This is a genomic window from Pseudomonas sp. PA-1-6B (genome assembly GCF_021609545.1).
Lineage (GTDB): Bacteria > Pseudomonadota > Gammaproteobacteria > Pseudomonadales > Pseudomonadaceae > Aquipseudomonas > Aquipseudomonas fluorescens_BV.
This window is the reverse complement of sequence record NZ_WJZM01000020.1, coordinates 52,518-65,324: the sequence shown is the minus strand read 5'-3', so window position 1 is coordinate 65,324 and position 12,807 is coordinate 52,518. Positions and strand designations below refer to the sequence as shown.

General features: G+C 61.7%; 11 protein-coding genes. 9 read left to right on the top strand and 2 right to left on the bottom strand.

Annotation, left to right across the window (positions count from 1 at the left end):
• The first annotated feature begins 75 nt into the window (after positions 1–75).
• The 4 genes from GIV35_RS12110 (at position 76) to GIV35_RS12095 (ending at position 6,065) form a co-directional block, all read left to right on the top strand.
• Positions 76–1,428: a 3-oxoacyl-ACP reductase gene (locus GIV35_RS12110; RefSeq protein WP_236265825.1), complete on the top strand. Its 1,353-nt coding sequence runs from the start codon at positions 76–78 to the stop codon at positions 1,426–1,428.
• 2 nt (positions 1,429–1,430) lie between these two features.
• Positions 1,431–2,279: a MaoC family dehydratase gene (locus GIV35_RS12105; RefSeq protein ID WP_236265824.1), complete on the top strand. Its 849-nt coding sequence runs from the start codon at positions 1,431–1,433 to the stop codon at positions 2,277–2,279.
• Positions 2,280–2,579: 300 nt separating this feature from the next.
• On the top strand, positions 2,580–4,196 hold the full coding sequence (locus tag GIV35_RS12100) for a collagen-like triple helix repeat-containing protein (RefSeq protein ID WP_236491394.1): 1,617 nt from the start codon (positions 2,580–2,582) through the stop codon (positions 4,194–4,196).
• Between the two features lie 186 nt (positions 4,197–4,382).
• Positions 4,383–6,065, top strand: coding sequence for a ShlB/FhaC/HecB family hemolysin secretion/activation protein (locus tag GIV35_RS12095; protein ID WP_034125892.1), 1,683 nt, complete (start codon positions 4,383–4,385; stop codon positions 6,063–6,065).
• A 230-nt stretch (positions 6,066–6,295) separates the two neighbouring features.
• Here the strand turns inward: GIV35_RS12095 and GIV35_RS12090 are convergent, their stop codons facing one another.
• Entirely contained in the window at positions 6,296–6,700 is a 405-nt protein-coding gene (locus tag GIV35_RS12090; RefSeq protein WP_034125891.1) for a response regulator, read from the bottom strand.
• 53 nt (positions 6,701–6,753) lie between these two features.
• Entirely contained in the window at positions 6,754–6,951 is a 198-nt protein-coding gene (locus GIV35_RS12085; protein WP_034125890.1) for a Flp family type IVb pilin, read from the bottom strand.
• Positions 6,952–7,288: 337 nt separating this feature from the next.
• Here GIV35_RS12085 and cpaB point away from each other — a divergent pair, with 337 nt between their 5' ends.
• Genes cpaB through GIV35_RS12060 form a run of 5 tightly spaced genes read left to right on the top strand, consistent with a single transcriptional unit; the run spans position 7,289 to position 12,807 of the window.
• On the top strand, positions 7,289–8,233 hold the full coding sequence (cpaB, locus tag GIV35_RS12080) for a Flp pilus assembly protein CpaB (RefSeq protein WP_105225620.1): 945 nt from the start codon (positions 7,289–7,291) through the stop codon (positions 8,231–8,233).
• 19 nt (positions 8,234–8,252) lie between these two features.
• Positions 8,253–9,458: a type II and III secretion system protein family protein gene (locus GIV35_RS12075; RefSeq protein ID WP_105225619.1), complete on the top strand. Its 1,206-nt coding sequence runs from the start codon at positions 8,253–8,255 to the stop codon at positions 9,456–9,458.
• Positions 9,455–10,648 carry an AAA family ATPase gene (locus tag GIV35_RS12070; protein ID WP_200649412.1) on the top strand — a complete coding sequence of 398 codons (1,194 nt, stop codon included), beginning with the start codon at positions 9,455–9,457 and terminating at the stop codon, positions 10,646–10,648. Before GIV35_RS12075 ends, GIV35_RS12070 begins: the two co-directional genes overlap by 4 nt.
• Positions 10,645–11,916, top strand: a complete 1,272-nt coding sequence (locus GIV35_RS12065) for a CpaF family protein (protein WP_223023821.1) — start codon at positions 10,645–10,647, stop codon at positions 11,914–11,916. The genes GIV35_RS12070 and GIV35_RS12065 overlap by 4 nt, the downstream gene beginning before the upstream one ends.
• A 9-nt stretch (positions 11,917–11,925) precedes the next feature.
• The gene (locus tag GIV35_RS12060) at positions 11,926–12,807 is read left to right on the top strand and encodes a type II secretion system F family protein (protein WP_105225616.1); all 882 of its coding nucleotides are present in this window, start codon (positions 11,926–11,928) and stop codon (positions 12,805–12,807) included.

Below are 12,807 nucleotides of genomic sequence, written 5' to 3'. Positions count from 1 at the left end.
CTAGCCTAGGCTCAATCGAACGACTGCCACCCCAGGGTGGTCAACCTTTGAACCCCAGCCTTCGGAGAGCGTTCCATGCCTGACCGTTATATCGACTTCGCCAACTCAAGCCTCGGCCATCGCCTGGTCGCCGCCATTGGCCTGCCGTCACCGGTACGCCTGGAACGCTGGCAAGCCGGGCGCCTGCGCCCGGTCGAAGGTGCGCTGCTGCTGGGCGGTGGCGCATTGGCTACCCAGGTGCTGGCATTTGCCAACCGACTCACCGACGCCGTCTACAGCTACGGCGCCGAAGCCTCGACAGCGCCCGCGTGGATTCCAGGACACGGCCCCAAGCTCAAGGCGGTGGTGTTCGATGCCAGCGGTTTGCAGCACACCGACCAGCTCAAGCAGCTGCGCGAATTCTTCCAACCACTGCTTAAAAACCTCGACCACAGTGCCCACTTGGTGATCCTTGGCCGGGCGCCGGAAAGCCTCAGCGATCCGTTCGCCGCCAGCGCCCAGCGCGCCCTGGAAGGGTTCAGCCGCTCTTTGGCCAAGGAGTTGCGCAGCGGTGGCGTGCTGCAGTTACTGTACGTGGGCGACGGTGCCGAAGGCCAGTTGGAGGGCGCGCTGCGGTTTTTCCTCTCGCCCAAAAGCGCTTATATCTCGGGCCAGGTGATTCGCCTGTCAGCTTGCGACACCCCGGTGCAAGACTGGACGCGCCCTTTGGCCGGGCGCAAGGCGTTGGTTACCGGCGCCGCCCGAGGCATCGGTGCCTCCATCGCCGAAACCCTGGCCCGCGACGGCGCCGACGTGATTCTGCTCGATGTGCCCCAGGCCAAGGCCGACCTCGAAGCCCTGGCCGCACGCCTGAATGCACGCACGGTGGCCCTGGATATCTGCGCCGAAGATGCCGCACGCCAACTGATCGAGCACCTGTCAGACGGGCTCGACATCCTGGTGCACAACGCTGGCATCACCCGCGACAAAACCCTGGCCAACATGACCCCGGAATACTGGGACGCAGTGCTGGCGGTCAACCTCAAGGCTGCGCAAGTGCTGACCAAGGCCCTGCTCGACAGCGGCACCCTGCAGGACAATGCACGGGTGGTGTTGCTGGCTTCTATCAGTGGCATCGCCGGCAATCGTGGGCAAACCAACTATGCCGCAAGCAAGGCTGGGTTGATCGGCCTGGCTCAAGCCTGGGCGCCGCTGTTGAAGGAGCGTGGGATCAGCATCAACGCCGTCGCGCCAGGGTTTATCGAAACCCAGATGACCGCGCATATTCCCTTCGCCCTGCGCGAGGCCGGGCGCCGCATGAGTTCCCTGGGCCAAGGTGGCTTGCCCCAGGACGTGGCCGAAGCCGTCGCCTGGCTGAGCCAGCCGGGTTCCGGCGCGGTCAGCGGCCAAGCGCTGCGGGTGTGTGGGCAAAGTCTTCTGGGAGCGTAAGCATGCAATGGCAAACGTTGGACAGCACCCCGCCCCTACTGCCGCTGTATTGGCGTGCGGCGCTCAAGCGCAAGATCACCGGCAGCTCACTGCCCGAATGTGGGTTGCGCTGCCGGATGAGTATCAACCCCAGCGCCGTTGCCGCGTACCGCAAGGTGTGCGGCTTTGCTGACAGCCCGATGCTGCCGGCGACTTATCCGCATATCCTCGCGTTCGGCCTGCAACTGCAACTGCTGACGGACAAGAGCTTTCCGTTTCCGTTGCTGGGGTTGATCCACCTGCGCAATCGCATCCGTATTCATCGGCCGTTGGGTGGCGTGGGTGACGTGAGTGTCGGTGTCTACGCACGCAATCTCAGCCCCCATCCCAAGGGGGCCACCTTTGACATCGTCACCGTTGTAGAGGATGCACTTGGACTTTTGTGGGAAGCCGAAAGCCGAATGTTGTGTCGAGGCGTGAAGCTGGAGGGCGAAGCCCTGGAGAGCGGATTGCAAACCCCAGACACGCTCACCGAACTGACGCGCTGGAAAGCCCCCCCTGATATTGGCCGACGCTACGCCCGAGTGTCTGGCGACTACAACCCCATCCACCTCAGTACCCCGACCGCGAAGTTGTTCGGTTTTCCCCAGGCCATCGCCCACGGGTTATGGAACAAGGCGCGCACCCTCGCGGCGCTGGCAGAACACTTGCCGGCCGCCAATATTGAAATCGACGTCGAGTTCATGAAGCCGGTGCGTCTGCCCAGTGAAGTGATATTGATGAGCAGCGCGGCCGGTTCCAGCGGGGCGTTGGAACTCAAAGGCGCTGGGGATATACAACATATGCTGGGGCAGTGGCAGCCGACTGCCTGAAAACCCTGATTAATTGTATATATACACCCTAAGTTATAGCGGACCTTACGAGGTCCGTCTTTATTTACAACACTTTGATTTTACTATTATAAACATCCTGAAACATCCTTCCATTACACCTTTGGTATTAGTCATTAAGCCGACGATGGCGGGATGTATATAAATCGTTAATACCAAGTTGAGCGTTGCGTGAAAGAGTGCCCTCGCCTGAGATAGCCACACGGACAAACCTATCGTTATCCGAAGAAGTAACGAAGGTTTGAAACAACCAAGGTTGTACCAGGTGCAAGGAACTCAATCATGAAAACTCAAGTCGTGTTTTGGAAAGCAAGTACCGCGCTGGCCCTGATTCTGGCAATGAGCCTGGGCGGCTGCAGCAGCGGTGGTGGCGGGCATAAATCCAGCGTGGCGGCGTCATCGCCGGATGCTGGTGCAGGTGCCGGGAGCGGTGATGGCGGCACGGGCGGCGGTACCGGTGGGACTGGTGGCGGCGCAGGTGGTACTGACGGCGGCACGGGTGGGACTGGCGGTGGCACCGGTGGCACTGACGGCGGCACGGGTGGGACTGGTGGTGGCACCGGCGGCACTGGCGGCGGAACAGGTTCGACAACCACCCCGCTGATCACCGGCCAGATCGCCGGCACCCTCGGCACCACCGTAGGCAATGTAGGCGCAGCAGTGGGTGATCTCGGAGGCGCCTTGACCCCTGTTCCAATCGTCGGCACCACAGCAGGTGGCCTGGTCACCTCGGTCGGCACTGCGGTCACCACCATCGGCACCGGCGTCACAACAGGCCTGGGATCCCTGGGAACCAATAGCAATTCGCTGGGCATTACGGTCGCAGGTGTCGGCGGCGGCGTAGCTGACTTGGGCGACGGCCTGTCGACCACCGGCCAATCACTGTCAACCACTCTCGGCGGTATCCCCGTCGTGGGCGGCCTGACAGGCGGTGTAGGCACTGCAGTCGGTGGCGTCGTGGATAAAGTCGGCACCACCGTTACCATGCTCGGCGATACCCTCAGTACGGCCAGCACCACCGGCCCGCTGGGTTCGTTGACCAACACCCTGGGCAGCAAAGTCGTGGTGCCTGTGGTGTCGCTGGTGGAAAACACCACCGGCAACCTGGGTAACGCAACCGGCTTGGGCACTCCACTCAATGGCGTACTGGATAAGGTCGGCTCGACCGTCACCAGCTTGGGGACTCAAGTCGCCAGCACGGGCGGCACGGGCAACCCGGTCACCGGCGTTGTCGGCACCGTGCTCACCGGCGTCGGTGGCACACTGGATAAATCAGGTGGTTATGTCGCCCCAACCGGTGGCACCTCGGCTACCGGCATTCCAGAACTGGTGGGTGGCCTGGTCGCTAACGTGGGTACCGGCCTGAACGTGGGCAACACCAACGGCACCGTCAGTGCAGCGGGTGTGACCGGTGGTGCAGTCGGCGGCACCGTTGCCTCGCTGGGCACTGTGCTGGGTGGCACAGGTGTAGCAAACACCGCTGCTACCGCACCGGTCGCCACCGTGGCCGCCAATGTCGGCGCCGCGCTCAACCCTGTGACCAGCGGCGTCACCAACCTGACCCAAACCATCGGCACCACTACCGGTGTGGGTGCTCCGGTCAATGGTCTGGTGACTCAAGTTGGCGGCGCTGTGAGCAGCGTGGGCACTAACTTGACGGCAGCCAATGCCAACCCGATCACCAACGCGGTAGGCACCACCGTCACAGCGGTCGGCGGCACCGTCGCCTCGGTGGGTGGTCTGGTAACCGGCGGCACCACTGGCGGCACCAGCGGTGGTTTGCTCGGTGGCCTGAATATCGGCACCACCGCCACAGCAACCGGCACTGCCACAACCACGGGCGGCACTACGGCCACAGGCGGTCTGGGCGGTTTGTTGAATGGCCTGACCGGCAAATAGAAATGCACCTGGCCGATTAGACGGCCTCCCCTACAGCGCCTACGCTTGGTTGAGACGAGAGACCTTTAATAAGTCTCTCGTCTTTTTTATGGGCAGCGACACCTGTGATCAGTCGCCGCCCTCCCGAACCGAGTCCCAGAACCCGGCGGGCCCGAAGCGCTGCTGCAGTTGACCATGGAGTGTCCTATGCGCGTGTTGACCCCGTTGTTATTGCTCACCCTCAGTGCTTACGCCCAGGCCGAGACCCTTCCCAGCTTTCTTAACAGCAACGACACTGTTCGCACCCTGCCGGTGCCCAACCTGCCCGCTGACGCCTACCGACCACCCACGTCGAAAACCCAAGTACCCGAGGCGCCGCCGACTGCGGGCCAGCCGCTGTTGATGGACACCAAGGTCACTATTCGAAAGTTGCAGATCGAAGGCGGAACGGTCTACCCGCTCGCCGAGACGGCACAGGTGTATGCGCCGTTGATTGGACGTGAAACCAACCTTGCGCAACTGATTGAAGCGACCCGTGGCATCACCCGCCGTTATCAGGAGGATGGCTACCTGCTGTCCTACGCCTTCCTGCCGCAACAGAACTTCGAAAATGGCCTGGTCCGCGTGGTACTGGTGGAAGGCTACATCAAGGACTATCAACAAACCGGCGACATTGGTTCGGTGTCGGCCTACGTCGATAAACTCGCGCAAAAGCTCCTGGCCGAACGCCCACTGACTCGCAAGACCTTCGAGCGCTATACCACGCTGATGAGCCGCATCCCCGGCCTCAGCGTACAAGCGCAAGTACCGCCGCCAGGCACCACCGATGGCGCCACGCACATGCAGATCCAGGCCAGCCGCAAACCTTTCACCACCAGCATGAGCCTGGTGCAGAAAAGCCGTGGCGGCACGCAAGCGTTGCTGAGCGCCACCAGCAATTCCCAGACGTCCATGGGCGAGCAGCTCAGCGTCAGCGGCCTGTTCCCACCCGGCGAGGACAAAGAGCATTACTACCGTGTGGACTACAACCAATTCATCAATGCCGAAGGCACCCAACTGGCGCTCGCCGCCGAGCGCTATCGCGCCGACCCCAGCAGCAGCGTGCAACTGGACGGCGGTTTCGAACTCAAGCCGCACCAGTCCATCGACCGCTATTCCATTGGCCTGAGCCACCCATTCATTGCCTCCCCGACCGAGTCATTCACCCTGGGCACACGCCTGTACGCGGTCGACCAGACCACGCGCTATAAACTGGTGGGCTACCCGCTGCGTTTCGACATCGAATCCAACCTGCGCGCCCTGGCCTTCGAAGGTGATTGGCGCAAAGCCGACGCGCGACGCCTACGCATCATCAGCGGTGGCCTGTACCAGGGCATCGATGGCCTGGGCGCCAAGGCCCGCAGTGACCTGGACGTGGCTAAACCCGACCTCGACTTCTTCCGCCTGCGCCTCTCCGGCGTGCAAAGCGACAAGTTCTTCGACAACTGGCAAGGCGTACTTTCCGGCGCGCTGTACTGGAGCAACAACACCCTGCCCGACAGCGAACGCGCCACCTTCGGGGGGCAAAATTTCGGCCGCGGCTACCCGGACGACCAAGGCTCGGGCGACAAGGGCTGGGGGGTGGCGTACGAGGTCAACTACAGCTTCAACCGCGCCGGCAACTGGGTGAAAATCCTGCAACCCTACGTAGTGGTCGATCGCGCCAAATCCTGGTTCAACGACCTGCCTGTCAAGGCCAACGACATGTCGTCGGCGGCGGTAGGTTTACGCTTTGGCGACAACAAGTACTACAACATCGCGCTGGAAGCGGCCAAGCCAATGTCGGATATCGCCCTGGACAGCTTCAATCGCAGGCCTCGGTATACGCTGAGCTTCAGTTATCAACTGTGACGAGGGCACCTGTAATCAATGTGGGAGCTGGCTTGCCTGCGATGGCGCTCTTCGGGTCGACCATTTAATTGGGTTGGAATGAGTACATATCTCGGTTGTCTGCCATACCGCCTTCGCGAGCAAGCCCGCTCCCACAGTTGGGTTTCGGAGTGTCAGGCAGTTAGTCGTTGACTGTTCGGCCATCATCGCAGGCAAGCCAGCTCCCACATTTAATAAGCGGTGCAGGCCCGTTACCGACCAGGTGTAGAGAGGGGAAACAGGCTGTTGAGGGTATCGAGCAAGCGCACCAGGTAGATCGGCTTGCGAAACAAGTCCAGCACCTGCAAGCGCAGCATATCGCTGACATCGTCCATTTCTGCATGGCCAGACATCACGATCACAGGCAAATGCGAGCGTGAGGTATGTTCGCGCAGGCGCTTGATCAAGGAGATACCACTTTCCTCGGGCATGCGCAGATCGGTGATGACCAGGGCGATATCAGGGTGAAGTGTCAATTCTTGCAAGGCGAAGGTGACGGAGGTCGCGGTGAAACAGACGAACCCCTCGTTTTCGAGGGATTCGGCCAACTCCACCAGCGCATCCTCCTCGTCGTCCACCAATAGGATTTGTTGGCGGGATGACGAAGGGTGGGTCATGGGCGGTACCTGATAAAAAGAATCACCGGAACGAAAGAATACCGCAATGACAGCTAAGTCGCTGCTGGCAGCGCATCAGACACTTGCTCGAAGATACCTTTTATCTTATCGCCAAGCCCAGTACCAATACCGACGATCACCAACGCAACTATCGCGACGATAATCACATATTCAATAGCCGACGCCCCGTCTCTGCGACGCAGGAATAACTGAGCGTGAACATAAAATTTCAAGAACAGGTCAAGGATCATGTTGAGATCTCCTTCATGCGCCACAAAGCGCCGATACAGCTGGCCCGCACAATGATTGCCGTGTGCCACTAGAGCATTGTCAACAAATTTAACACTCACAACTGTAAGAATGAATTAATCATAAAGTATTAGTGGCCTCATGCGCCCTGCAAGTCCGTTGTTTAAAGGCCCGACTCTAAAAACATCGATAATTTTTTCATTCGGTAATGGCATTTCGTCCTAGCTGAGCTACCTTCAAATAGCCAAATCGTTAGTTGTTCATCACAGCCCAGTTGCGAATTTAACTCGTTTGGATTAACGGGAATAAAAGTAGTGCAACAGGATAGGGAGCGCCGTCATGAACAGTCGCATCAGCATGGTCCTGGCTGGCTTGCTGCTTATCGGAGCCCTGGTGGCAGGGTATTGGGGCCTGGTACTGAGCCGGCCGTCGGCACCCGCCGTAGTGCCCTCGCCAGAACCTGTCATTTCCGTTGAAAAAACCGTTGCGGTCGTGGAAGACCAGACCCGCCAGCCCGTCGTGGTACTGGTGCACGCGGTTGCGCCTTTTGTGCCCCTCACCGCTGCCGATGTAGCCGTGGAAAAACTGCGTACCGTGCCGGCAGGCAGCCTGACCAGCGTTGACCAGGCCATCGGTCGTACGCCCTTGCGGGCCCTGGGTGCCGGCACCTGGCTCAATGATGAAAGCTTCACCGCCGGCGGCCCCCTGGCCCGCATGATTCGTGCAGATGAACGCGCGCTCGCCGTCGCCGTCGACGAGGTCATCGGTGCCGGTGGCCAGTTGAGCCCCGGCGATTACGTGGATGTCTTGTTGTTCTTGCGCCAGGACAATGCCAATGCCGAGCAGTCGGCACAGGTGGTCATCCCGGCGATTCGCCTGCTCAGCGTCGGCGACCAACTGGGTTTGGCCAACGACGGCACCCCGGCAGTACCGCCACCCGCCACCGCCGAAGAACGCGCCCAGGCGGCTCAACGTCGCACCGCCGCGCGCAGTGTGGTGCTGGCGGTGCCCGAACAATTGCTGAGTCGGCTGATGCTCGCTTCCCAAGCCGGCACGCTGCGCCTGGCCGTGCGCAGTGCCGACGAACAATTGCTCAGCCGCTACTGGGCCGGTGAAAGCGACACCCCGGACAAGGTGCAAAGCGCCAACCGCGACCTCTACCAATTCACCCAATTGGCCCTCAGCGGCCCGCCAAAAAAAATCACCCCCACGGTGGCCGACACCGGCCAGCGTCGGGGCGTCGAAGTGATTCGCGGCGCAGCGGCAGCACAACCTACCCCCTGATTGAACAAGGATGCCTTGAATGAGCCAACGCTACGCTCAATTGGCCTTGGCCTTGATGCTGCCGTGCCTGCCCTTGGGCATGGCGATGGGCGCATCGGGCAACTGCAACGCTCTGGGCCAACTGCCCGCTGTGATCGAGGTGGGCGAAGGCTTGCAGACCGAACTGCAATCGCCGGTAGCGATTACGCGCCTGGCAATCGGCGACCCGAAAATCGCCGATGTGCGGGTCAACGGCGACCGCCATTTCCTGCTCACTGGCGTCGGCAGCGGCGCTACCAGCCTGATGGTGTGGACCGGCTGCTCGACCACGCCGCGCCAGAGCATGGTGTTCGTCAAGGGCAAGGCTACTTCGGCGCTGACCAGCCAATCGCTGTCGCCCTCCGAAGACCCGACGCTGCCCAGCCAGGTGCAGACCGATATTCGCTTTGTCGAGGTCAGCCGCACCAAGCTCAAGGAAGCCAGCACCAAGATCCTGGGCATGGGTAAAAACTTTTTCCTCGGCAGCCCCGATTTACTGTCCCCGTCAGAGGGCATTTTCAAATTGCCGGTGAGTGCCGACAACTTCAACATCGGGTTTGGCGGTGGCCGGGTCAAGGCACTGATCAACGCCCTGGAAAGCAGCGGTTTCGCCTATACCCTGGCGCGCCCGAGCCTGGTGGCCATGAGCGGCCAGAGCGCGACCTTCCTGGCCGGCGGCGAAGTGCCGATTCCGGTGCCCAGTGCCGGCAGCGACACCATCACCATCGAATACAAGGAGTTCGGCATTCGCCTGACCCTCACGCCCACGGTCATCGACCACAACCGCATCGCCCTGAAAGTCGCCCCGGAAGTCAGCGAGCTGGATTACAACAATGCGATTCGCATCGAAGGCATTCAGGTGCCGGCCCTGACCGTGCGACGTACCGACACCAGCGTGTCACTGGCCGACGGCGAAAGCTTCGTGATCAGCGGCCTGATCAGCAGCACCAACCGTTCGACCATCGCCAAGCTCCCAGGCCTGGGCGACATCCCGATCCTTGGCGCATTTTTCCGCGACTCCAATATCAGCAGCGAAGAAAAAGAACTGCTGATGATTGTCACGCCGCATCTGGTCCAGCCACTGGCTGCCAATGCGCAGTTGCCGTCGCTGCCCGGCGAAAAACTGCGCACCTATGACCCGAACTGGTTCCGCCTGTTCTTCCTGGAAAACGGTAACTTCGACCGGCGCAGTGGACTTTCCCAATGAGCGATAGCCTGAGCCAGACCTTCCTGGCAATCACCCGCAACAGCACCGACCTGGAATGGCTCCAGGGTGCCCTGGCCCCTCTTGGCCAAGTGATCAACGTGGGCGGCGGCAGCCTCGATGAATTGCTGGCACTGGTGGACGTGACCTTCGCCAACCTGGTGTTCGTGGGCCTGGACCGCGAGCATCTGGTGGCCCAGAGCGCCTTGATCGAAGGCGCCCTGGAAGCCAAGCCGATGTTGGCGGTGGTGGCCTTGGGCGACGGCATGGACAACCAGTTGGTACTCAACGCCATGCGTGCCGGCGCTCGGGATTTTGTCGCCTATGGCTCACGCTCCAGCGAAGTGGCCGGGCTGGTGCGGCGCCTGAGCAAGCGCTTGCCGCCCAGCGCGCCGAACGCCCATCTTGGCGGCCTCACCGTTCTCTACGGTGCCCAGGGCAATACCGATGGCGCCCTGCTGGCAAGCCACTTGGCGATGGTGGTGCAAAAGAGCGGCCAACAGACGCTGATGCTCGACCTCGGCCTGCCCAGGGGCGACAGCCTGGCGCTGCTGGGCCTGGACAGCACCTTCAATTTCGGCGACGCCTTGCGCCACCTGCGCCGCCTCGACGCCACCCTGATCAACAGCGCGTTCACCAGCACCGACGACGGCCTGCGGATCCTCGCCTACGCCGCCAGCGATGAGCCCTTGGAAATGACCAGCGCCGCGGAGCTGTACATGTTGCTCAGCGCCTTGCGCCAGCACTTCCAGCACATCGTGGTCAACCTCACCGGGCAAGCGGACAGCGAAGCCCTGCGCACCTTTGTCAGCCACTGCGACAAGCTGTTGTGGTGCACCGACCAATGCGTACTCGACTGTCGGCGTAACCTGGCGATGCTGAACCTGTGGCGCGAAAAAGGCATGAAGCTCGACCATGCCAAGCTGCTCGTCGATCGTTACGTCAAAGGCTGTGCCCCCGGCACCGAAGCCCTGGAAAAAAGCTTCGGCCTGGAGTGCATCGCCGTGCTGCCCCTGAGCCCCGAAGTGCGCCTGAACGCCAAGAACCAGGGGCAAAGCCTGTTCACCCTGGCCCCACGCGAAGCCTTGACCCAAGCCCTGCGCCACCTGGGCGAGCGCCTGGCCAAACGCACCGAAGGCCTGGATAAACCTTCGACGCGCTGGTTCGAACGCCTGCTGGGAGCGAGTCGATGAACGGCGAAAAACTCTTCGGCGCTCCGGCCCGTGGAAGTACCCCGCACAACGACCACGACGGCCTGAAACTGGTGCTGCATCGCTACATCATCGATGCCATCGAAGAGTCGGGCCAGAACCTGCTGGAAGGCTCGCGCCAATCCCTGGCGCAATTTGTCATCGACAAAGTGGCCGAATACATCACGCGCATGCACCTGGCGATCTCGCGCTATGAGATGGAGCGCCTGGCCGAGGAAATCGTCGATGAGCTGACCGGCTTCGGCCCGCTGGAAGTGCTGCTGCGCGATGTGTCGATCACCGAGATCCTGGTCAACGGCCCGCACAGGGTGTTTATCGAGCGTGACGGAGTACTCCACCAGAGCGACCTGCGCTTTATCGACGCGCACCATGTAGAACGCGTGATGCAGCGCATTCTCGCGCCCCTCGGAAGACGCCTGGATGAGTCGTCACCGATGGTCGATGCGCGCTTGCCGGATGGCAGCCGGGTCAATGCGATCATCCCGCCGATTGCCCTGGACGGCCCGTGCCTGTCGATCCGTAAATTTCGCAAGGACATGCTCAAGAGCAGTGACCTGGTAGCAATGCAAACCATCGACCACAATATTTTCGAGTTCTTCCAGGAGGCGGTGGGCAAGCGCTGCAATATTCTCATCAGTGGCGGCACCGGCACCGGCAAGACCACGCTGCTCAATATCCTCAGCCAATTGATCAACCCCCACGAACGCCTGGTCACCATCGAAGACGTAGCCGAGCTGCAACTGGGCCACCCCCACGTGGTGCGCCTGGAAACCCGCCCGCCCAATGCCGAGGGGCATGGCGAGGTCAAGGCCAGCGACCTGATTCGCAACGCCCTGCGGATGCGCCCGGACCGCATCATCCTTGGCGAGATCCGTGGCGTCGAAGTGCTCGACGTGATGACGGCCATGAACACCGGCCATGACGGTTCCATGAGTACCGTGCATGCCAACAATGCCCAGGACGCGTTGCTGCGCCTGGAAACCCTGGTGGGCCTGACCGGCCGGGTGGTGGCGGAGAAAACCCTGCGGCAGATGATCTGTGCCGCACTGGATGTGGTGGTGCAACTGACGCGCCTGCCCGATGGGCGCCGTTGCGTCAGTGAGGTGGTGGAAGTGGTGGGGGTGCGCGACGACGTGTATGTCACCAACACCCTGTTCCGCCTCGACCGCCGTAGCGGTTTCGGCTTTCTGCGCGAAGCGCTCAACCCGGCCGGCGACAAGCTGCGGCGCGAATCGGCATTGCCGTTGTAGAGAGGGCTCATGACCGGACTTGTCTTGCTGCTCATTTGCATCCTGCTGATCAGCCTGTCCGTCTGGCTGTTCCAGCGAGGGTTACGCCAGGCCGGCACCGACCGGGTGCTGGAGCGGCTCAGCGACGGCCAGCCGGTGCCCCAGGAGCCGAACGGCAGCTGGGTCGCGCTGGAGCGCATGTTCCAGCGCGCCGGCCTGGGCAAACCCACCGACCGCCTGGGTTTGTGGCTGAGCGGCTGGGCGCTGGGCATGTTGCTGGGCTATCTGCTGGCCGGCGGGCTGGGCCTGTTGGCCATGCTGATCCTGCCGCCGCTGCTGCTGCGGGTGTATATCGCCTGGCGCTACCAACGGCGAGTGCAGCGCATGGTCGAACAATTACCGCAGCTGCTGGACCACAGCGTGCGCAGCCTCAAGTCTGGGCGCACCCTCGCGGACGCTGTGCTGGGCGCGATCGACAGCACCGAAGCGCCGCTCAAGCAGGCCATGAGCCGCATCCAGCGCAACGTGCAAATGGGCGTGAGCCTGCCGGAGTCGGTCAGCGACTTTGCCGAGTTCTACGAGCGCGATGAATTCCGCCTGTTTGCTCTTGGCCTGAAGGTCAACCACCGCTACGGCGGCAACGCCAGCGAGCTGCTGGAAAACCTGATCAAGATGATCCGCGAGCGCGAACAGGGTGCGCGCCAACTCAAGGCCATGACTGGCGAAACGCGCATGACCGCCTATGTGCTGGCGGGTTTGCCTATCGTCATGGTCGGCTACTTCCTGATGGTCAACCCGGGCTACCTGATGAGCATGTGGAATGACGGAACCGGGCGCCACCTGCTGCTGGCCGCGGTGGCGCTCGACATTTCGGGCACCTTCGTCATGTGGCGCATGTTGCGGAGTATTTGA

Bases quoted from the DNA above. Each gene is read 5' to 3' on its own strand.
- GIV35_RS12070 (WP_200649412.1), top strand. From the start codon at position 9,455: ATGAGCGATAGCCTGAGCCAGACCTTCCTGGCAATCACCCGCAACAGC.
- cpaB (WP_105225620.1), top strand. From the start codon at position 7,289: ATGAACAGTCGCATCAGCATGGTCCTGGCTGGCTTGCTGCTTATCGGA.
- GIV35_RS12090 (WP_034125891.1), bottom strand. From the start codon at position 6,700: ATGACCCACCCTTCGTCATCCCGCCAACAAATCCTATTGGTGGACGAC.
- GIV35_RS12110 (WP_236265825.1), top strand. From the start codon at position 76: ATGCCTGACCGTTATATCGACTTCGCCAACTCAAGCCTCGGCCATCGC.
- GIV35_RS12105 (WP_236265824.1), top strand. From the start codon at position 1,431: ATGCAATGGCAAACGTTGGACAGCACCCCGCCCCTACTGCCGCTGTAT.
- GIV35_RS12075 (WP_105225619.1), top strand. From the start codon at position 8,253: ATGAGCCAACGCTACGCTCAATTGGCCTTGGCCTTGATGCTGCCGTGC.
- GIV35_RS12095 (WP_034125892.1), top strand. From the start codon at position 4,383: ATGCGCGTGTTGACCCCGTTGTTATTGCTCACCCTCAGTGCTTACGCC.
- GIV35_RS12065 (WP_223023821.1), top strand. From the start codon at position 10,645: ATGAACGGCGAAAAACTCTTCGGCGCTCCGGCCCGTGGAAGTACCCCG.
- GIV35_RS12100 (WP_236491394.1), top strand. From the start codon at position 2,580: ATGAAAACTCAAGTCGTGTTTTGGAAAGCAAGTACCGCGCTGGCCCTG.
- GIV35_RS12085 (WP_034125890.1), bottom strand. From the start codon at position 6,951: ATGATCCTTGACCTGTTCTTGAAATTTTATGTTCACGCTCAGTTATTC.
- GIV35_RS12060 (WP_105225616.1), top strand. From the start codon at position 11,926: ATGACCGGACTTGTCTTGCTGCTCATTTGCATCCTGCTGATCAGCCTG.